Below are 20003 nucleotides of genomic sequence, written 5' to 3' on the forward strand. Positions count from 1 at the left end.
TCCCCGGGACAGTGACGTTACTGATCAGTAAGGGGGCCGGTATGCGGCTCGGTATCAACCTCGGCTACTGGGGCGCGGGGATGGACGCGGACAACCTCGCCGTCGCCAAGGAGGCCGACCGGCTCGGCTACTCGGTCTGCTGGGCCGCCGAGGCATACGGCTCCGACGCTCCCACCGTCCTGTCCTGGGTGGCCGCGCAGACGGAGCGCATCGACGTCGGTTCGGGCATCTTCCAGATCCCCGCCCGTACTCCCGCGATGACGGCCATGACGGCCGCCACGCTCGACTCGCTCTCCGGCGGGCGCTTCCGGCTGGGCCTGGGCGTCTCGGGCCCGCAGGTCTCCGAGGGCTGGTACGGGGTGAAGTTCGACAAGCCGCTCTCCCGCACCCGCGAGTACGTCGAGATCATCCGCAAGGCCATGTCGCGCGAGCGCCTCAGCCACCAGGGGGAGCACTGGACGCTGCCGCTGCCGGACGGACCGGGCAAGCCCATCAAGCTCACCGTGCACCCCGTGCGCGAGGAGATCCCGCTCTACATCGCGGCGATCGGCCCCAAGAACCTTGAGCAGACAGGCGAGATCGCCGACGGCGCCCTGCTGATCTTCTTCTCGCCCGAGCACGCCGAGGAGACCACGCTGCGGCATCTGCGAGCGGGACGCGAGAAGGCCGGCAAGGGCGAGGGCGGCGGGCTCGGGGGCTTCGACGTCTGCCCGACGGTGCCGCTCGCGGTCGGTGAGGACATCCCCGCGCTGGCCGACCAGTTCCGCCCGTACACGGCGCTGTACGTCGGCGGCATGGGCAGCCGGAAGCAGAACTTCTACAACCGGCTGGCACAGCGCATGGGTTACGAGAAGGAGGCCGCCGAGATCCAGGACAAGTACCTGGCGGGGGACAAGGACGGCGCGGCGGCCGCCGTGCCGCACGAACTCATCGACTCCACCACCCTCCTCGGCCCCGTCGACCGCATCGCCGAGCGGATGCGCGCCTACGCCGAGGCCGGAGTGACCACGCTCTCGCTCGCGCCCTCCGGCTTCACGCTGGACGAGCGCATCGCCGGACTGCGGGCGGGAGTTGAGGCTCTGGAGCGGGCCGGGGCCGCGTCGTAGCGCCCGGCCGGAGGCATGACTGCGGCCGTGGAGGGGGCTCGGGGGTCTTCCCCGCCACGGCCGTCACGCAGCTCAACGCGCGGCACGCGCAAGGGTTACGCATCGAAACGCACGACGGGCCGGGCGCGTACGGGCGCTCACATCCAGCCGCGGCGCTTGAAGACGCGGAAGAGCACCAGACATGCCGTCGCGATGATGAACAGCACCGCCGGATACGCCCACACCCAGTGCAGCTCCGGCATGTGCTCGAAGTTCATGCCGTAGATGCCCGCGATGGCGGTCGGGATCGCGAACATGGCGGCCCAGGCGGAGATCTTCCGCATGTTGTCGTTCTGCCGGACGCTCATCTGCGCGAGGTTGGCGGAGAGGATGTCGGACAGCAGCCGGTCCAGGCCGTCGACCTGTTCGTTGACGCGGAGCAGGTGATCGCCCACGTCGCGGAAGAAGGGGCGCGCGTCCTCGTGGAGGAACGGCAGACCCCCGTGCGTCAGCCGCTCCAGCGGCTCCGTGAGCGGGCCCGTCGCCCGCCGGAATCCCAGGACCTGCCGCTTGAAGGTGTAGATGCGCCCGGCGGTGTCGCGCGCGACCGGTGCCTCGGGTGAGAAGACGTCCTCCTCCAGCCCGTCGAGGCTGACTTGGAGGTCGGCGGCGACCTCCGTGTACTTGTCCACGATGGCGTCGCTGACCGCGTACATCACGGCCGTCGGCCCGTGCCGCAGGACCTCCGGGTCCTGCTCCAGCCGCTCGCGCACCGTGCCGAGCGGGTTGGCGTCCCCGTGGCGCACCGTCACCACGAAGGAGTCGCCGACGAAGAGCATCAGCTCGCCCGCGGAGACGGTCGCCGTGGACTGGTCGTACGAGACGGGCTTGAGCACCAGGAAGAGGGAGTCCTCGTAGACCTCCAGCTTCGGGCGCTGGTGTGCGTGGAGCGCGTCCTCGACGGCGAGCGGGTGCAGCCCGAACTCGCTCGTCACATGGGCGAATTCGGCCTCCGTGGGCTCGTACAGGCCGATCCACAGGAAGGCGTCGCCCGTCTCCCTGGCCTCGTCGAGGGCGTCGGAGTAGTCGGACGGCCGCTCCATGCGGCGTCCGTCCCGGTAGATGGCGCAGTCCACGATCACGAGTGGCCATTGTGCCCTCATGGCGCCCGTGCGACCACCGGCGAACGCCGCGGAGCGCTCGCCTACGCTGGCAGGCATGCCCACGCTCATCCTGGTACGGCACGGCCGTTCCACCGCCAACACAGACGGACTGCTCGCGGGCCGCATGCCCGGAGTGGCCCTGGACGAGCACGGCCGTACCCAGGCCGCGGCCCTTCCCGGGCGGCTGAGCGCCCTGCCCCTGGCCGCCGTGGTCAGCAGTCCCTTGCAGCGCTGCCGCGAGACCGTGGAACCGCTGACCGAGGCCCGTCCCGGTCTGCCGCTGCACACCGAGGAGCGCATCGCCGAGTGCGACTACGGCGACTGGAGCGGCCGCAAGCTGGCCGAGCTCGCCGAGGAGCCGCTGATGACGACGGTTCAGCAGCACCCCTCGGCGGCCGCCTTCCCCGGCGGGGAGTCGATGCGGGCGATGCAGTCGCGCGCGGTCGAGGCCGTACGGGAGTGGAACGTACGCGTCGAGGCCGAGCACGGCGCGGACGCGCTCTATGCGATGTGCTCGCACGGGGACATCATCAAAGCGGTGGTCGCCGACGCCCTCGGCATGCATCTCGACCTCTTCCAGAGGATCGCCGTCGGGCCGTGCTCGCTCACGGCCGTCCGCTACACGCCGCTGCGGCCCTTCCTGCTGCGGCTGGGCGAGACCGGCGAACTGGACTCCCTCGTACCGCCCGAGCCGTCGCCCGGCGACGAAGGCGAGGAAGGCGAGCGGGACTCGGAGGGCAGCCGGCAGCCGGGCAGCGACGCCACTGTGGGGGGCGGAGCCTAAGCAGGAAGATCGGCGCGGCAGTAGGGTGCCTTAGACCGATTAGACGTCGACGACAACGGAGCAGGACGTGTCCCGTCAGGTGTTCCTCTACGACCCGCCGGACCGATTCATCGCCGGTACGGTGGGGCTGCCAGGACGGCGCACCTTCTATCTCCAGGCGTCGGCCTCGGGCCGCACCACCAGCGTCGCCCTGGAGAAGGCACAGGTGGAGGCACTGGCCGAGCGGATCGACGAACTGCTCGACGAGGTCGTGCGGCGGTCCGGCGGCAACGCTCCCGTACCGGCCGTCGCACCCACCGAACTCGACGACACGGAGCCCCTGGAGACCCCCGTCGAGGAGGAGTTCCGCGTCGGCACCATGGCGCTGGCCTGGGACGGCGACGGCGAGCGGATGGTCGTCGAGGCGCAGGCCGTCGTCGAACTGGAGGCCGACTCCGACGAGGACCTCGCCGACGCCGAGGAGCGGCTGCTCCAGGACGACGAGAACGGGCCGCCCATGCTCCGGGTGCGGCTGGACGGGACGATGGCACGCGCCTTCGCCAAGCGCGCGCTCGAAGTCGTCAACGCGGGTCGGCCCCCGTGCCCGCTGTGCAGCCTCCCGCTCGACCCGGAAGGGCATGTGTGCCCGCGTCAGAACGGATACCGGCGGGGCGAATGAACACGGCAGCCGACTGCGGCCGTCAGCCGTCGCACAAGGAGCCGCCGGCCGCCTCGCCCGCGGCCGAGGAGACGCGCACCCGCCTCGCGCTGGGGACGCTGACCGTGCTGGGGCAGATCCGGCAGGCCTCCAACGCCGTGCTCTTCGGCGAGGTCGAGCACGAGGGGCGGCGGGTGCCGTGCGTGTACAAGCCGGTGGCGGGCGAGCGGCCGCTGTGGGACTTCCCCGACGGCACGCTCGCGCAGCGCGAGGTGGCGGCGTACGAGATCTCGCGCGCCACGGGCTGGGACCTGATTCCGGCGACGGTGCTGCGGGACGGGCCGTACGGCGAGGGCATGTGCCAGGCGTGGGTGGGGCCCGTGCCGGGGACCGCGCCGTCGGACGAGGACCTGGACCAGGACCTGGACGGGGCCTTCGACGAGGAAGTGGCGGAGGCTGCGGACGGGGACGAGGACGGCGGCGGCACCCATGGGAGTGCGGGCGACGAGGCCGGTGACGGCGCGGAGCTGCTCGCCATCGTAGAGGGCGACGAACCGGGGGAGGGCTGGAAGCCCGTCGGGCACGTGGACACCGGCAGCGCGCGCCCCGCGCTGCTCGTGCACGCCGACGACCCGCGGCTGCGCCGGCTGGCCGTCGTCGACGCGGTCATCAACAACGGCGACCGCAAGGGCGGTCATCTGCTGACCCTCCCCACGGGCGCGCTGTACGCCATCGACCACGGCGTGAGCTTCCACGTCGACGACAAGCTGCGCACCCTGCTGTGGGGCTGGGCGGGCGAGGAACTGACCGCGGAGGCGACGGCCACGCTGCGCGGGCTGGCCTCGGCTCTCGCCGAGGGAGCCCCGCTCGCCGCCCGGCTCTCCGAACTGATCACCACGGCCGAACTCGAGGCCCTGCGCAAGCGGGTCGACGGGCTGATCAGCTCCGGCCGCCACCCGCTGCCCAGCGGCGACTGGCCGGCGATCCCGTGGCCCCCCGTGTGATCCGGCGGCTCCCGCCCGCGTGAGCGCGTACGCACGCCGGCGTACGTGGTCAAGACCGCGAATCCGGCCATTTACGCAGGAGCGGTACGGAGGGCGGCCGTCCCGTCAGGATGCCGAACTCCCGTCCGGGTTAGGCTCAAGGAATGCATGCCTGGCCCGCTTCCGAGGTCCCCACCCTGCCTGGCCAGGGTCGCGACCTGGAGATCCACGACACCGCGACGGGGTCCCGCGTCACCCTGGCCCCGGGCCCCGTCGCCCGCATATACGTCTGCGGGATCACCCCGTACGACGCCACGCACCTGGGGCACGCGGCGACCTACAACGCCTTCGACCTCGTGCAGCGCGTGTGGCTCGACACCAAGCGGCAGGTTCACTACATACAGAACGTCACCGACATCGACGACCCTCTGCTGGAGCGGGCCGAGGCCACGGGCGACGAGTGGGCGGCGCTCGCGGAGCGGGAGACGTCGCTCTTCCGTGAGGACATGACGGCCCTGCGGATGCTGCCGCCACGGCAGTTCGTCGGTGCGGTCGAGTCGATCCCGCGCATCGTGCCGCTCGTGGAGCGGCTGCGGGACCAGGGCGCCGCGTACGAACTGGACGGGGACGTCTACTTCTCCGTCGACGCCGACACTCACTTCGGGGAGGTCGCGCACCTCGACGCGGAGACCATGCGGATCCTGTCCGCGGAGCGCGGCGGCGACCCCGACCGGCCGGGCAAGAAGAGCCCGCTCGACCCGATGCTGTGGCGCGCGGCCCGCGAGGGGGAGCCGCAATGGGACGGTGCGTCGCTCGGGCCCGGCCGCCCCGGCTGGCACATCGAGTGCGTCGCCATCGCCCTGGAGCACCTCGGCATGGGCTTCGACGTCCAGGGCGGCGGCTCCGATCTCGCCTTCCCCCACCACGAGATGGGCGCCTCGCACGCGCAGGCGCTCACCGGTGAATACCCCTTCGCGCAGACCTACGTCCACGCCGGGATGGTCGGCCTCGACGGCGAGAAGATGTCGAAGTCGAAGGGCAATCTGGTCTTCGTCTCGCAGCTGCGGCGCGAGGGCGTCGATCCGGCCGCGATCCGGCTCACGCTGCTCGCCGAGCACTACCGGTCGGACTGGGAGTACACGCCCGCTCTCCTGGAGGAGGCCCAGGCCCGGCTCGCGCGGTGGCGCGCGGCCGTCTCACGGCCCGACGGGCCGCCGGCAGACGCCGTCGTCGAGGAGATCCGCGCGGCACTCGCCGACGATCTGAACTCGCCCGCGGCGCTGGCCGCCGTCGACCGCTGGGCGGCGGCGCAGGAGGCGGGCGGCGGTACGGACGAGGGCGCGCCCGGCACGGTGTCGCGTGCGGTGGACGCGCTGTTGGGGGTCGCGCTGTAGCGTCCGCGCTCGCGCTTCGGGCCGCGCGCCTCGCGGCTCGCCGTCGCGGGCTGCCGGGAGCCGGGGCCGGAGCGGGCGGACGGTTCGCCAACTTCCCCGTACACCACGGCACTTCTCCCCCTACCAACGCGAGGGACGCCCCGCCGATCGTGCGCGGGGCGTCCCTCGTGTGTGGTGCGTCCGGTGTCTACGGCGCTCACTCCTCGTCGGAGCGCTTGCCCTTTCCGGCGTCGCCCTTTCCCGAGTCCGTGCCCTGTTCGCCGTCCGCCGCGCCGTCGCCGCCCCGGCGGCCCTTCCCGTCCTGCTTGCCCTGCTCTTCGTCGGCGGCCTTCCCGGGCTTGGCGTCGCCGCTCTTGTCCGCGTTCTCGCCGCCGTCCTCCGCGGACTTGCCGCCCTCTTCCGCGGACTTGCCGCCGCGGCTGCCGCGGCCGGTGCTCCGGGGACTCTTCGTGGTCTTGCTTCCGCTCTTGCCGCTTCCGGTGGTGCCGCTGCGCTTGGCGGGCTTTTTCGCGGGCCGCTTGGGTTTGGCGGCCTTCGTGGGTTTGGCGGGCTTCGCAGGCTTGGCGTCGCCGCCGTCCGTCGCGTCCTTGCCGTCCTTGTCCTTTTCTTCTTCGCCGCCGTCGCCGGTCTGCCCGCCGGGCTTGGCCTTCTCGCCCTCGTCCGCGCCGTCGTCGCCGTCCTCCTTCGCCGACGGCTTCGACGGACGGGAGCGCCGCCCGCCGGTGCCGCGCCGCTGAGCGTCACCGCCGAAGCCCGGGGACGAACCCGGCCCCGATTCCCGCGCGTTGCCGCCCGGAGCGCCGCTTCCCGCGGAACCCGGCCCGCCGTCGCGGCGCCGCAGATACCGCTCGAACTCCTTCGCGATGGCCTCTCCCGAGGCCTCCGGCAGCTCGGCCGTGTCCCGCGCCTCCTCCAGAGACTGCACGTACTCGGCGACCTCGCTGTCCTCCGCGGCCAGCTGGTCCACCCCCAGCTGCCAGGCCCGCGCGTCCTCCTGGAGTTCGCCCAGGGGCACGTTCAGCTCCAGCAGATCCTCGAGGCGGTTGAGCAGCGCGAGAGTCGCCTTCGGGTTCGGTGGCTGCGAGACGTAGTGCGGCACGGACGCCCACAGACTCACCGCCGGTACGCCGGCGTGGGTGCAGGCCTCCTGGAGGATGCCGACGATGCCCGTGGGGCCCTCGTACCGTGACTCCTCCAGGTTCATGGTGCGGGCGAGGTCCGGATCGGACGTCACCCCGGTGACCGGGACGGGCCTGCTGTGCGGGGTGTCACCGAGCAGCGCGCCCAGCACGACCACCATCTCGACGCCCAACTCGTGGGCGAATCCCAGGATCTCGTTGCAGAAGGAGCGCCAGCGCATGCTCGGCTCGATGCCGCGGACCAGCACGAGATCGCGCGGCCTTCCCTTCCCGCCGGCGTCGCCGACGCGTACGACAGCGAGGCGGGTCGTCGGCCATGTGATCTTGCGTGAACCGGCGTCCAGCCACACCTGCGGCCTGTTGACCTGGAAGTCGTAGTAGTCCTCCGCGTCCAGCGCCGCGAAGACCTCGCCCTTCCACTCCCGCTCCATGTGCCCGACCGCGGTGGAGGCGGCGTCGCCGGCGTCGTTCCAGCCTTCGAACGCGGCCACCATGACCGGGTCGACCAGCTCGGGAACTCCCTCGAGCTCGATCACCCAGCGCCTCCTTCCGGCCGGGTGGTGTGCGAAGACGCGCACCCGGCTGCCGTTCCGTTCCGTGCGGCAACCAGCCTACGGCGTGAGGGCTCGCGTGCCGCAGCCCTGGCCGCACCCGCAAGCCAGGGGCGCGAGCACCGTCCGCCTGAGCGCCGTCCACCGTCTTGACCTGCGAGGTGTCCCTGGTGAGGCTCGTGGCGGAAGCCGGAGTCGGCGGACGGCGGCGGACGTACAGTGCCGGTCGGCGTCGCCCCGCATCCGGAGGGCCGGACGCGAGCCCTGACACAAGCCGGGACACAAGGAAGTTGCACGGCCCGTGCGCACCGCTTCATGAGAGGACACCGTGACACGCAGCACGCCCCAGCAGCCCACGGAGACGACCGACGACTGGTGGCGCGAGGCGGTCGTCTACCAGGTCTACGTGCCCAGCTTCGCCGACTCCGACGGCGACGGCATGGGCGATCTGCGCGGCGTCGCCGACCGCCTCGGCCACCTCGCCGGGCTGGGCGTCGACGCGCTCTGGCTGACGCCGTTCTACCCCTCGCCGTGGGCCGACGGAGGCTACGACGTCTCCGACTACCGCGGTGTCGACCCGCGCCACGGCACGCTCGGCGACTTCCGCGATCTCCTCGCGCGCGCTCACGGCCACGGGCTGAAGGTCATCGTCGACATCGTCCCGAACCACTGCTCCGACCGGCACCCGTGGTTCGCGGAGGCGCTGGCCGCCGAGCCCGGTTCCGCCGCCCGCGACCGCTTTCACTTCCGGGACGGCACCGGGCCGGACGGCGGTGAGCCGCCCGCGGACTGGCAGTCCAAGTTCGGCGGCGGCGCCTGGACCAGGACCCCGGACGGGCAGTGGTACATGCACATATTCGCCGCCGAACAGCCCGACCTGAACTGGGAGAACCCGGAGGTCGCCGCCGAGTTCGAGCGGACTCTGCGCTTCTGGCTCGATCTCGGCGTCGACGGCTTCCGCGTGGACGTCGCCCACGGCCTGCGCAAGGACCTCGCTCCGCCCCTGCGCGACACCTGCGGCAACGACGCGGCGCCGCTCAACTCTCCGCCGGAGGGCGACGATCACCCCTTCTGGGACCGCGACGGGGTCCATGAGATCTACCGCTCCTGGCGGAAGATCCTCGACTCCTACGAACCGCCCCGCATCGCCGTCGCCGAGGCGGGCGTCAGCGCCGCCCGGCTGCCGCTCTACACCCGGCCCGACGAGCTCCACCAGGCCTTCAACTTCTTCCATCTGCGGTGCGGTTGGGACGCGGCGTCCTTCCGCCGCGTCATCGACGAGTCCCTCGCGGGCGCGCGCTCCGTGGGCACGCTGCCGACCTGGGTGCTCTCCAACCACGACGTCGTGCGGCACGCGACCCGCTACGGGCTGCCCGAGGGCACCGACTTCGCCGAGTGGCTCGCCTCCGACGGACACCGGCCCGCCCCCGACCACGGGCTCGGCCGGCGCCGGGCCCGCGCGGCGCTGCTGACGCTGGCGCTGCCCGGTACCGCATACCTCTACCAGGGCGAGGAGTTGGGGCTCCCGGAGGTCGCGGACCTGCCTGCCGACGCGCTGCGCGACCCGATGTGGGAGCGCACCGGCCGTACGCACAAGGGCCGGGACGGCTGCCGCGTACCGCTGCCGTGGCGGCTGCGGGGACCCTCGTACGGATTCGGCCCCGGCGGCAGCTGGCTTCCGCAGCCCGAGGGCTGGGGCGCCCACTCCGCGGAGGCGCAGGCCGGTGTCGACGGCAGCTTCCTGGAGCTGTACCGCACCGCGCTGCGGCTGCGCCGCGGGTTCCGCGGCGCGCCCGGCGGCGAGCGGCTGGAGTGGCTCGAGGCGGGGGAGGGGGAGCTGGCGTTCCGCAGGGGCGGTCGGGACGGCTCGGACGGGCCGCTGGAGTGCCGCGTCAACCTCTCCGGCCGGCCCGTGCCGCTTCCGGCGGGGGCCGTACCGCTGCTCGCGAGCGAGGGCGGCCCGGACGATCCGCACGGGCCATACGCAGGCGTGCTCCCGCCCGACACCGCGGTCTGGCTCGGACGGCGGCCCGGAGCGGCGCCGTCCCGCGACGAGGGCTGAACTCCGCCCTGCGGGCCTCTGGCGTGCGCAGCTGTTGCGCACCCGATCGGACGGAGCGGAGACGAACTCCCGGGCAGCACCGGGGAGTCGGCGCGCACGACCAGGCACCACGGTGTGCCGGCCGTACGAGGACGTACGCGCGGGCCGGACGCGAGCGTGAGGCGGGCGGGCCGGCCCCCCGGCGCGGCCCGCCCGCCGGCGTTCCCCGTGCGGTCCCGTCACGGCCGCACGGGGACGCGCTCCCCCTGCCCCCTGGCTGCCGGTCAGCCGCGGCGCTCCGCCAGCATCTTCTCGACGCGTCCGCGCACCTCTTCGGTGTCCAGGCCGCGGATGGTGAGCGTGGTGCGCCGCCGCAGCACGTCGTCCGCGGTCTCCGCCCACTCGTGGTCGCGGGCGTGCACGACCTGTGCCCAGATCTCCGGCCCGTCCGGGTGGATGCGCTCGCCCAGCGACGGGTCCTCGTTGACCAGCCGTGCGATGTCGAAGGAGAGCGAGCCGTAGTGCGTCGCGAGGTGGCGCGCCGTCAACGGGTCCATGCGCGGCCCCGGTTCGCGCTCGCGGTCCACGAGCAGCCGGTGCGCGACCGCGTTCGGGTTGGAGATGCCGGGCAGGGGAGCGCGGCGCACCAGCTCCCGTACGGGCTCCATGTCCTGCGCGATCGAACCGCCGGGCAGCTTCGCCAGCTTGTCCATCACGGCGCGGCCGATGTGCCGGTACGTCGTCCACTTGCCGCCGGCCACCGAGAGCATCCCGCCGATGCCCTCGCTGACGACCGTCTCCCGCTTCGCCGCCGTCACCCCGCCGGGGCCGCCCGGCAGCACGCGCAGGCCCGCGAAGGCGTAGCTGATCAGATCGCGGGTCAGATGCTCGTCGCGTACGGAGAACGCGGCCTCGTCCAGGATCTGCTGGATGTCGGCCTCGGTGGCCCGCACGTCGCCCGGGTCGCCCTCGTACGCCTCGTCGGTGGTGCCCAGCAGCAGCTGGTCCTCCCACGGGAGCGCGAAGGTGATGCGGTACTTGTCGATGGGCGTCGCCATGGCCGCGCGCCACGGCGCCTTGCGCCGCAGCACGAGATGCGCGCCCTTGGAGAGCCGGACGCTGGGAGCCGCGCCCTTGTCCTCCATCCTGCGCAGGTGGTCCACCCACGGGCCGGTCGCGTTGAGCACCAGGCGGGCGTCGACGCCGAATTCGCTGCCGTCGACGCGGTCGCGCAGCTCGGCGCCCGTGATGCGGCCGCCGGTGCTGCGCAGGTCCGTCACCTCTGCGTGGTTGAGGACCACGGCACCGGAGTCGACGGCGGCGCGCACGGTCATGACGGCCATGCGCGAGTCGTTCATCTGGTGGTCGCCGTAGACGGCCACGGCCTTGAGGTTCTCCGTACGCAGCCCGGGATTGTCGGCGGCGGCGCGCGAGGGCGAGACCACGCGCCCCACGCCGTCGCCGAACGCGGAGAGCGCGCTGTAGGCGAAGACGCCGGCGCCCAGCTTCGCCGCACCGTGCGGCCCGCCCTTGTAGACGGGCAGATAGAACTTGAGCGGATTGACCAGGTGCGGGGCCACGTCCTTGGCCAGCACCCGCCGCTCGTGGTGGTTCTCCGCCACCAGCTTCACCGCGCCGGTCTGGAGATAGCGCAGCCCGCCGTGCACCAGCTTGGAGGAGGCGGAGGAGGTGGCGCCGGCGAAGTCGCCGGCGTCCACCATCGCCACCCGCAGCCCCGACTGCGCGGCGTGCCAGGCCACCGAGGTTCCGAGGATGCCGCCGCCGATCACGAGCAGGTCGTACGTCGCTCCCGCGAGCAGCTCCCTGGTCTCGGCACGGCTCGGATTGCCGCCGGCAGCCGGGTGCGTCCCGAGGGTCGGGACGCTGAGCGGGGTGTTCATCTGTTTCAGTTCTCCTCTTCGATCCAGCCCATGGTCCGCTGCACGGCCTTGAGCCAGTTCTTGTACTCGCGGTCGCGATCGGCCGCGTCCATGTGGGGCGTCCACTCGGCCGCCCGCTTCCAGTTGGCGCGCAGCTCGTCGGTGTCGGACCAGAAGCCGACGGCGAGACCCGCCGCGTAGGCGGCGCCGAGACAGGTCGTCTCCGCGACCATCGGGCGCACGACGGGAGCGTCGAGGAAGTCCGACATGGTCTGCATCAGCAGGTTGTTGGACGTCATGCCGCCGTCGACCTTGAGCGCCGTCAGCTCGACGCCGGAGTCCTTCTGCATCGCGTCGACGATCTCCCGCGTCTGCCAGGCCGTCGCCTCCAGCACGGCACGGGCGAGGTGCGCCTTGGTCACGTACCGGGTGAGCCCGGCGATCACCCCGCGGGCGTCGTCGCGCCAGTACGGGGCGAAGAGACCGGAGAAGGCCGGCACGAAGTAGGCGCCGCCGTTGTCCTCGACGGACAGGGCCAGGGTCTCGATCTCGGCCGCGGTGCTGATCAGGCCCATCTGGTCGCGCATCCACTGCACCAGCGAACCGGTGACGGCGATCGCGCCCTCCAGCGCGTAGACGGGGCGCTCGTCGCCGATGCGGTAGCCGACCGTGGTGAGCAGCCCGTTGTACGAGTTGACCGCCTCGTGGCCGGTGTTGAGCAGCAGGAACGTCCCCGTCCCGTACGTGGACTTCGCCTCGCCCTCGGAGAAGCACGTCTGCCCGAAGAGCGCCGCCTGCTGGTCGCCGAGGGCGGACGCGACCGGCACGCCCGCGAGCGCGCCCGTGGCCTCGCCGTACACCTCCGCCGAGGAACGGATCTCGGGAAGCAACGACATGGGGACTCCCATGGAGTTGCAGATCTTCTCGTCCCAGTTCATCGAGTGCAGGTTCATCAGCATGGTGCGGGAGGCGTTCGTCACGTCCGTGACGTGACGCCCGCCGTCCGGGCCGCCGGTGAGGTTCCAGATGACCCAGGAGTCCATGGTTCCGAAGAGGAGTTCGCCGCGCTCGGCGCGCTCGCGGAGCCCGTCGACGTTGTCGAGCAGCCAGCGGATCTTCGGCCCGGAGAAGTAGGAGGCCAGCGGCAGCCCGGTCTCGCGGCGGAAGCGGTCCTGGCCGACGTTGCGGCCCAGTTCGCGGCAGAGCGTGTCGGTGCGGGTGTCCTGCCAGACCAGCGCGTTGTGCACGGGCTGGCCGGTGGCCTTGTCCCACAGCAGCGTCGTCTCACGCTGGTTGGTGATGCCGAGGGCCTTCACGTCGGCCTTGGTGATGCCGGCCTTGTCCAGGGCGCCTATGACGACCTGCTGGACGTTCGTCCATATCTCCGCGGCGTCGTGCTCGACCCAGCCGGGCTTCGGGAAGATCTGCTCGTGTTCCTTCTGGTCGACGGCGACGATGCGGCCGTCCTTGTCGAAGACGATGCAGCGGCTGGAGGTCGTGCCCTGGTCGATGGCGGCGATGAAGGGGCCCTCGCCGTGGTTGGAAGCGGCGGATTGGGTTTCGGTCTCGCTCATGTGTCCTGCTCCAAGTGGTTCGTCGGAAAGGGGCTCTCGACTGCGCTGCCCGGTCTGTTCCGGCCGGCCGTGCCTGCGGCCCGTGCGCTGCTCGTCCGTCAGCGCGGCTCGTACGCCGCCGGGGCTCGTCCCTTGCTCGGGCTCGTACGTTGCCGGGCCGCAGGCACTGCGGCAACGGGCTCAGGCGAAGGCGACCTGGTGCAGCCCGGCCGCTATAGCGGAACCGATCAGCGGGCCCACGACCGGAATCCAGGAGTAGGCCCAGCCGGAGCCGCCCTTGTTGGGCAGGGGCAGCAGCGCGTGCACGATGCGGGGGCCGAGGTCACGGACCGGGTTGATGGCGTATCCCGTCGGGCCACCGAGCGACAGGCCGATGCCCACGACGACCAGCGCCACGATCAGCACCCCGATCCCGGAGATCCCGACGCCCTTGGTCAGGCCGAGGTTCAGGATCGCGATGACGAGCACGAACGTGGCGATGATCTCGGTGACGAGGTTCTGGACGGTGTTGCGGATCTCCGGGGAGGTGAAGAAGACGCCGTGCACCGGGCCGGGGTTCTCGCCCCTGCGCTCGGCCATCTCCGGTTCGCTCAGATCCGCGTGGAACTGGCCGTAGTAGGTCAGCCACACCAGAACGGCGCCGATCATCGCGCCGAGCAGTTCGCTGGCCCAGTAGAGCGGGACGTCGCCCCACGGCGTGGTGCCCTCGATCGCGAGGGCCAGCGTGACCGCCGGGTTGAGGTGGGCGCCGGATATCTGGGCGACGTAGCCGCCGGTCAGGACCGCGAAGCCCCAGCCGAAGGCGATGGCGACCCATCCGGCGTTGAACGCCTTCGAGCGCTTGAAGGTCACGGCGGCGCAGACGCCGCCACCGAGCAGAATGAGCAGAGCTGTACCTGTTACTTCGCTGAAGAAGATGTCGGAGCTGGACACCCGCGACTCCTTTGGTGTCGTCCATATGGGAGGGCGGGTCGGTTCCGTCCAGTGTTCGACAATGCCGACCGCCGACTGGGCAGTTTTGTCCCTGGTGGTGGTCCCGTCAAGAGGTGTGACTCAGGACTCGTGCAGACCGTGTACGCAGGGGAGATCAACTCCGGGCAGGGCTGAGCGCCGGGCGCCGCACCGGCTCCCCGCACCGCCGTGCGCCGCCAACGGCCCGCTCGGACAAGGGCGTTCAGAACCGGCGTGCGCCCAGATCCCGTGAGACGGCCCGGGCGCAGTCCCGTACGGCCGCGACCAGCATCGGACGCAGCTCGGCCTCGATTGGAGCGCTCCCCGCGCCGTTGCCTGCGAGGGGCGGGGAGGCGGCGCCGACGACGCCCGTGCCGCCCGCGACCTCCTCGCAGACCCGCTCCACCGCGCCCGTCACGCCGACCGCGCCCACCGGCATGCCGCGGCGGTCCCGGATCGGGGCGGCGATGGAGGCCAGCCCCTCCCAGGTCTCCTCCACGTCGGAGGCCCAGCCGCGCGCCCGCGTCAGCTCCAGTACGTCCTCGAAGTCCTCGAGCGAGGTGACCGTGCGCTCCGTGAAGCGGGGGCGCTCGCCGTCCACGGCCTCGCTGTGCGCCACGGGGTCGAAGGAAGAGAGCACCTTGCCGAGCGCCGTGCTGTGCAGCGGCTGCATCGCGCCGACCTCCAGCACCTGACGGCTGTTGTCCGGCCGGAAGACGTGGTGGACGATCAGCACGCCCTGCTGGTGCAGAACTCCCAGATAGACGCTCTCGCCGCTGGAGCGCGCCAGGTCGTCCGCCCAGACCAGGGCCCGCGAGCGCAGCTCGTGCACGTCCAGATAGCTCGTGCCCAGCCGCAGCAGCTCCGCGCCCAGCTGGTACTTGCCCGTCGCGTCGTCCTGCTCGACGAATCCCTCCTGCTGGAGGGTGCGCAGCAGACCGTGCGCCGTGCCCTTCGGAAGATCCATGGACGAGGCGATGTCGGACAGGCCGAGCCTGCGTTCACCGCCCGCCAGAAGCCGCAGCACGGCTGCCGCGCGCTCCAGCGACTGGATGGGCCGGGCCACCGCGCACCTCCCTGACCTGCTCGCAACTGGCCGCTCTGAATCGAGTTCGACAATGCCGAACGGTATCGCTTGATGTCGACGGACGGTAGCCCGGTCCCCGTACGAGCGAGCGCGCGGGATTCTCCCTGCGCCGGCATCCTGCGCCCCGGCTCCCCGAGCCCTCCGCCTCCCCGCGATCCCGGCCCCGGCCTGTCCGGTGCGCGGAACGCCCGGCTGCACTCTTGTGCCGGCCCGATACCCTGATCAGGTGCGCCGTCCTCACCGAGAGACGGGACCGCGCATAGCCGACAGCCGTCGCACCTTAGGGAGAACCCTTCATGGCCTCGCCGAGCAGTACGCCCGATTCCGCCTTCCCGCGGGCAGCAGCCCTGCGCAAGGCGCTCACGGAGCGCGTGATCGTCGCCGACGGCGCGATGGGCACCATGATTCAGGCGCAGGACCCGTCCCTCGACGACTTCCAGCAGCTCGAAGGCTGCAACGAGATCCTCAACGTGACACGTCCCGACATCGTGCGCTCGGTCCACACCGAGTACTTCGAAGCCGGCGTGGACTGTGTCGAGACCAACACCTTCGGAGCCAACCACGCCGCCCTGGGCGAGTACGAGATCACCGATCGCGTCTTCGAGCTCTCCGAGAAGGGCGCGCGCATCGCCCGCGACGTCGCGGACGAGTTCGAGGCCGACGGCCGCCCCCGCTGGGTGCTCGGCTCGATGGGCCCCGGCACCAAGCTGCCGACACTGGGCCACGCCCCGTACACCACGCTGCGCGACGCCTACCAGCAGAACGCCGAAGGCATGATCGCCGGCGGCGCCGACGCGCTGCTCGTGGAGACCACGCAGGACCTGCTCCAGACCAAGGCGGCCGTCATCGGCGCCCGCCGCGCCATGGACGCCACCGGCGCGCACGCCCTGCCGCTGATCTGCTCCGTGACCGTCGAGACCACCGGCACGATGCTCCTCGGCTCCGAGATCGGGGCGGCCCTGACCGCCCTGGAGCCGCTCGGCATCGACATGATCGGCCTCAACTGCGCCACGGGGCCCGCCGAGATGAGCGAGCACCTGCGCTATCTGGCACAGCACTCGCGGGTGCCGATCTCCTGCATGCCCAACGCGGGCCTGCCCGTGCTGGGCAAGGACGGCGCCCACTACCCGCTCACGCCCGAGGAGCTGTGCGACGCCCACGAGGGCTTCGTCCGCGACTACGGCCTCTCCCTCGTCGGCGGCTGCTGCGGTACGACGCCCGAGCATCTGCGCCAGCTCGTGGAGCGCGTGCGGGGCAAGGAGCACGTCGCCCGCAACCCCACCCCCGAGCCGGGCGCCGCCTCGCTCTACCAGATGGTGCCCTTCCGCCAGGACACCTCGTATCTGGCGATCGGCGAGCGTACGAACGCCAACGGCTCCAAGAAGTTCCGTGAGGCGATGCTGGACGGCCGCTGGGACGACTGCGTCGAGATGGCCCGCGACCAGATCCGCGAGGGCGCGCACATGCTCGACCTGTGCGTGGACTACGTCGGCCGGGACGGCGTCGCCGACATGAACGAGCTCGCCGGCCGCTTCGCGACCTCCTCGACCCTGCCCATCGTCCTCGACTCCACCGAAGTCCCGGTGATCCAGGCCGGGTTGGAGAAGCTCGGCGGGCGCGCAGTCATCAACTCCGTCAACTACGAGGACGGCGACGGCCCCGAGTCCCGCTTCGCTCGCGTCGCCGCGCTCGCCCGAGAGCACGGCGCCGCCCTGATGGCCCTGACCATCGACGAGGAGGGCCAGGCCCGTACGGCCGAGAACAAGGTCGCCATCGCCGAGCGCATCATCGAGGACCTGACTACCAACTACGGCATCGACGAGTCGAGCATCCTCATCGACTGCCTGACGTTCACCATCTGCACGGGCCAGGAGGAGTCCCGCAAGGACGGCATCAACACCATCGAGGCCATCCGCGAGTTGAAGAAGCGCCACCCGGACGTGCAGACCACGCTCGGCCTCTCCAACATCTCCTTCGGTCTCAACCCCGCCGCGCGCATCGTGCTCAACTCCGTCTTCCTCGACGAGTGCGTCAAGGCGGGTCTGGACTCCGCGATCGTGCACGCCAGCAAGATCCTGCCGATCGCGCGCCTGGAGGAGGAGCAGGTCGCCACCGCGCTCGACCTGATCTACGACCGGCGCAGCGAGGGCTACGACCCGCTCCAGCGCCTCCTGGAGCTGTTCGAGGGCGTCGACACCAAGGCGATGAAGGCCGGCAAGGCCGAGGAGCTGGCGGCACTGCCGCTGGACGAGCGCCTCCAGCGGCGCATCATCGACGGCGAACGCAACGGCCTGGAAGCCGACTTGGACGAGGCGCTGGGCGAACGCCCCGCCCTCGACATCGTCAACGACACCCTGCTCGCGGGCATGAAGGTCGTCGGCGAGCTGTTCGGCGCGGGCAAGATGCAGCTGCCGTTCGTGCTCCAGTCCGCCGAGGTGATGAAGACCGCGGTCGCCTACCTCGAACCGCACATGGAGAAGTCCGACGACGAGGGCAAGGGCACGATCGTGCTCGCCACGGTGCGCGGTGACGTGCACGACATCGGCAAGAACCTCGTCGACATCATCCTCTCCAACAACGGCTACAACGTGGTCAATCTGGGCATCAAGCAGCCCGTCGCCGCGATCCTCGACGCCGCCGAGGAGCACAAGGCCGACGTCATCGGCATGTCCGGCCTGCTGGTGAAGTCCACGGTGATCATGAAGGAGAACCTGGAGGAGCTGAACCAGCGCAAGATGGCCGCCGACTTCCCGGTCATCCTCGGCGGCGCCGCGCTCACCCGCGCGTACGTCGAGCAGGATCTGCACGAGATCTACGAGGGCGAGGTCCGCTACGCCCGCGACGCCTTCGAGGGACTGCGCCTCATGGACGCCCTCATCGGCGTCAAGCGCGGCGTCCCCGGCGCCGAGCTGCCGCCGCTGAAGCAGCGCCGCGTGCCCAAGCGCCCCTCGTCCGAGGCGGGACAGGTGCCGGAGGCCGAGGTCAACGACGGTTCGGTGCGCTCCGACGTCGCCACCGACAATCCGCTGCCGACGCCCCCGTTCTGGGGCAGCCGCGTGGTCAAGGGCATCGGCCTCAAGGACTACGCGTCCTGGATCGACGAGGGCGCGCTCTTCAAGGGCCAGTGGGGCCTGAAGGAGTCCCGTACGGGCGACGGCCCGGATTACGCGGAGCTGGTGGAGACGGACGGCCGTCCGCGGCTGCGCGGCTGGCTGGAGCGGCTGCACACGGAGAACATGCTGGAGTCGGCCGTCGTCTACGGCTACTACCCCTGCGTCTCCAAGGGCGACGACCTGATTCTGCTCAACGAGGACGGCAGCGAGCGCACCCGCTTCACCTTCCCGCGGCAGCGGCGCGGCAGGCGGCTGTGCCTCGCGGACTTCTTCCGCCCGGAGGAGTCCGGCGAGCAGGACGTCGTCGGCCTCCAGGTCGTCACCGTCGGCTCGAAGATCGGCGAGGCCACGGCGGAGCTCTTCGCGAAGGACGCGTACAGGGACTACCTGGAGCTGCACGGCCTGTCCGTCCAGCTCGCGGAGGCGCTGGCCGAGTACTGGCACGCCCGCGTCCGCTCCGAGCTGGGCTTCGCGGGCGAGGACCCGGCCGCCATGACGGACATGTTCGACCTGAAGTACCGGGGCGCCCGCTTCTCCCTCGGATACGGGGCATGCCCCAACCTGGAGGACCGGGCGAAGATCGCGGACCTGCTGAAGCCCGAACGCATCGGCGTCGAGCTGTCGGAGGAGTTCCAGCTGCACCCCGAGCAGTCCACCGACGCGATCGTCATCCACCATCCGGAGGCCAAGTACTTCAACGCCCGATAACGGCTCCGGCCGAACCGTCGTAGAATGGTCGATCCGGTACAGGCCGGTCGTTCGCTCCTGTGGGGCGGGCGGCCGGCCTTGTTGTCCCTCACGGAGGTGTACGCGGATGACCAGCTCCATCCCCGCGCTCGGCACTCTTACGGCCGAAGGCTCGTCGCTACAGGCGGTGCTCCTCGACATGGACGGCACCCTGGTCGACACGGAAGGCTTCTGGTGGGACGCCGAGAGCGAGGCCTTCGCGGAGCTCGGTCACGTACTGAAGGACGAATGGCGCGAGGTCGTCGTGGGCGGCCCGATGACGCGCAGCGCGGGGTTCCTCATCGAGGCGACGGCGGCGGACATCACCATCGAGGAGCTGACCGTGCTGCTCAACGACAAGTTCATCGAGCGCCTGCGCCGCGGCGTGCAGCTGGTACCGGGCGCCCGGCGCCTGCTCGCCGAACTGTCGCTGCACGGGGTGCCCACCGCGCTCGTCTCCGCCTCGCACCGCACGGTCGTCGACGAGATGCTGGTCTCGCTCGGCAAGGAGCACTTCGACCTCACGGTCGCCGGGGACGAGCTGACGCGTACGAAGCCGCACCCCGACCCCTATCTGACGGCCGCCTCCCGCCTGGGCGCGGACCCGGCCCGCTGCGCCGTCGTCGAGGACACGGTGACCGGGGTGGCCTCCGCCGAGGCGGCGGGCTGCCGGGTGGTGGCGGTGCCTTCCGTCGCGCCGATCGAGGCTGTTCCCGGGCGCACCGTCGTGGAATCGCTCGAAGAAGTGAATCTCGCCTTCCTGCGTTCCATGGTTCCGGTGGCCCACCAGAGCCTCTCCTGACGCCAGCCTGACGCCCGCCCAGCGGCCTGGCGGCCGCGTCCGCGGAGGCGGGCCCCTGCCCTCGCGCGGAGCCGCTCCGTCGAAGCCTCCGCG

General features: G+C 71.5%; 12 protein-coding genes and 3 pseudogenes. 8 read left to right on the forward strand and 7 right to left on the reverse strand.

The features are described 5' to 3' along the window. Positions 1 to 41: 41 nt before the first annotated feature. Positions 42 to 1106, forward strand: coding sequence for an LLM class F420-dependent oxidoreductase (locus QQM67_RS09535; RefSeq protein ID WP_314173243.1), 1065 nt, complete (start codon positions 42 to 44; stop codon positions 1104 to 1106). 137 nt (positions 1107 to 1243) lie between these two features. Here QQM67_RS09535 and corA read toward each other — a convergent pair whose 3' ends face one another. Continuing rightward, entirely contained in the window at positions 1244 to 2248 is a 1005-nt protein-coding gene (corA, locus tag QQM67_RS09540) for a magnesium/cobalt transporter CorA (protein WP_314173749.1), read from the reverse strand. A 55-nt stretch (positions 2249 to 2303) separates the two neighbouring features. On the opposite strand from corA, the gene QQM67_RS09545 reads away from it, so the two are divergent. The 4 genes from QQM67_RS09545 (at position 2304) to mshC (ending at position 6046) form a co-directional block, all read left to right on the forward strand. Next, a complete protein-coding gene (locus tag QQM67_RS09545; protein WP_314173244.1) occupies positions 2304 to 3032 on the forward strand; it encodes a histidine phosphatase family protein in 729 nt (242 codons plus the stop codon). 67 nt (positions 3033 to 3099) lie between these two features. After that, positions 3100 to 3690, forward strand: a complete 591-nt coding sequence (locus tag QQM67_RS09550) for a DUF3090 domain-containing protein (protein ID WP_314173245.1) — start codon at positions 3100 to 3102, stop codon at positions 3688 to 3690. After that, the gene (locus QQM67_RS09555; RefSeq protein ID WP_399065984.1) at positions 3654 to 4673 is read left to right on the forward strand and encodes an SCO1664 family protein; all 1020 of its coding nucleotides are present in this window, start codon (positions 3654 to 3656) and stop codon (positions 4671 to 4673) included. The genes QQM67_RS09550 and QQM67_RS09555 overlap by 37 nt, the downstream gene beginning before the upstream one ends. A gap of 143 nt (positions 4674 to 4816) precedes the next feature. Further along, positions 4817 to 6046 (forward strand): cysteine--1-D-myo-inosityl 2-amino-2-deoxy-alpha-D-glucopyranoside ligase, encoded by a 1230-nt coding sequence (mshC, locus tag QQM67_RS09560; protein ID WP_314173247.1) that lies wholly within the window; start codon positions 4817 to 4819, stop codon positions 6044 to 6046. A gap of 583 nt (positions 6047 to 6629) precedes the next feature. Here mshC and QQM67_RS09565 read toward each other — a convergent pair. Continuing rightward, positions 6630 to 7721, reverse strand: a pseudogene (locus tag QQM67_RS09565) (PAC2 family protein); the annotation flags it as partial. 343 nt (positions 7722 to 8064) lie between these two features. Between QQM67_RS09565 and QQM67_RS09570 the strand changes: the two are divergent. Beyond that, entirely contained in the window at positions 8065 to 9798 is a 1734-nt protein-coding gene (locus QQM67_RS09570) for a glycoside hydrolase family 13 protein (protein ID WP_314173248.1), read from the forward strand. A gap of 263 nt (positions 9799 to 10061) precedes the next feature. On the opposite strand, the gene QQM67_RS09575 is transcribed toward QQM67_RS09570, so the two are convergent. The 5 genes and pseudogenes from QQM67_RS09575 to QQM67_RS09590 form a co-directional block, all read right to left on the reverse strand. Then, positions 10062 to 11678 (reverse strand): glycerol-3-phosphate dehydrogenase/oxidase, encoded by a 1617-nt coding sequence (locus QQM67_RS09575; RefSeq protein WP_314173249.1) that lies wholly within the window; start codon positions 11676 to 11678, stop codon positions 10062 to 10064. Between the two features lie 5 nt (positions 11679 to 11683). Then, positions 11684 to 13231: a glycerol kinase GlpK gene (gene glpK / locus QQM67_RS09580; protein WP_314173250.1), complete on the reverse strand. Its 1548-nt coding sequence runs from the start codon at positions 13229 to 13231 to the stop codon at positions 11684 to 11686. Positions 13232 to 13411: 180 nt separating this feature from the next. Continuing rightward, positions 13412 to 14164, reverse strand: a complete 753-nt coding sequence (locus QQM67_RS09585) for an MIP/aquaporin family protein (protein ID WP_314173251.1) — start codon at positions 14162 to 14164, stop codon at positions 13412 to 13414. Positions 14165 to 14405: 241 nt separating this feature from the next. Continuing rightward, a pseudogene (locus QQM67_RS30625) lies at positions 14406 to 14489 on the reverse strand (IclR family transcriptional regulator); the annotation flags it as partial. Between the two features lie 83 nt (positions 14490 to 14572). Next, positions 14573 to 15248: pseudogene (locus tag QQM67_RS09590) on the reverse strand (IclR family transcriptional regulator); the annotation flags it as partial. Between the two features lie 317 nt (positions 15249 to 15565). On the opposite strand from QQM67_RS09590, the gene metH reads away from it, so the two are divergent. Next, positions 15566 to 19090 (forward strand): methionine synthase, encoded by a 3525-nt coding sequence (metH, locus tag QQM67_RS09595; RefSeq protein WP_314173253.1) that lies wholly within the window; start codon positions 15566 to 15568, stop codon positions 19088 to 19090. A 106-nt stretch (positions 19091 to 19196) separates the two neighbouring features. Then, complete coding sequence (locus tag QQM67_RS09600; protein ID WP_314173254.1) at positions 19197 to 19910, forward strand: HAD family hydrolase; 714 nt, start codon at positions 19197 to 19199, stop codon at positions 19908 to 19910. Positions 19911 to 20003: the final 93 nt, after the last annotated feature.

This window comes from Streptomyces winkii, from assembly GCF_032248595.1.
In the GTDB taxonomy this organism is placed as follows: Bacteria; Actinomycetota; Actinomycetes; order Streptomycetales; family Streptomycetaceae; genus Streptomyces; species Streptomyces winkii.

Bases quoted from the DNA above. Each gene is read 5' to 3' on its own strand.
- QQM67_RS09535 (WP_314173243.1), top strand. From the start codon at position 42: ATGCGGCTCGGTATCAACCTCGGCTACTGGGGCGCGGGGATGGACGCG.
- corA (WP_314173749.1), bottom strand. From the start codon at position 2,248: ATGAGGGCACAATGGCCACTCGTGATCGTGGACTGCGCCATCTACCGG.
- QQM67_RS09545 (WP_314173244.1), top strand. From the start codon at position 2,304: ATGCCCACGCTCATCCTGGTACGGCACGGCCGTTCCACCGCCAACACA.
- mshC (WP_314173247.1), top strand. From the start codon at position 4,817: ATGCATGCCTGGCCCGCTTCCGAGGTCCCCACCCTGCCTGGCCAGGGT.
- QQM67_RS09575 (WP_314173249.1), bottom strand. From the start codon at position 11,678: ATGAACACCCCGCTCAGCGTCCCGACCCTCGGGACGCACCCGGCTGCC.
- glpK (WP_314173250.1), bottom strand. From the start codon at position 13,231: ATGAGCGAGACCGAAACCCAATCCGCCGCTTCCAACCACGGCGAGGGC.
- metH (WP_314173253.1), top strand. From the start codon at position 15,566: ATGGCCTCGCCGAGCAGTACGCCCGATTCCGCCTTCCCGCGGGCAGCA.
- QQM67_RS09600 (WP_314173254.1), top strand. From the start codon at position 19,197: ATGACCAGCTCCATCCCCGCGCTCGGCACTCTTACGGCCGAAGGCTCG.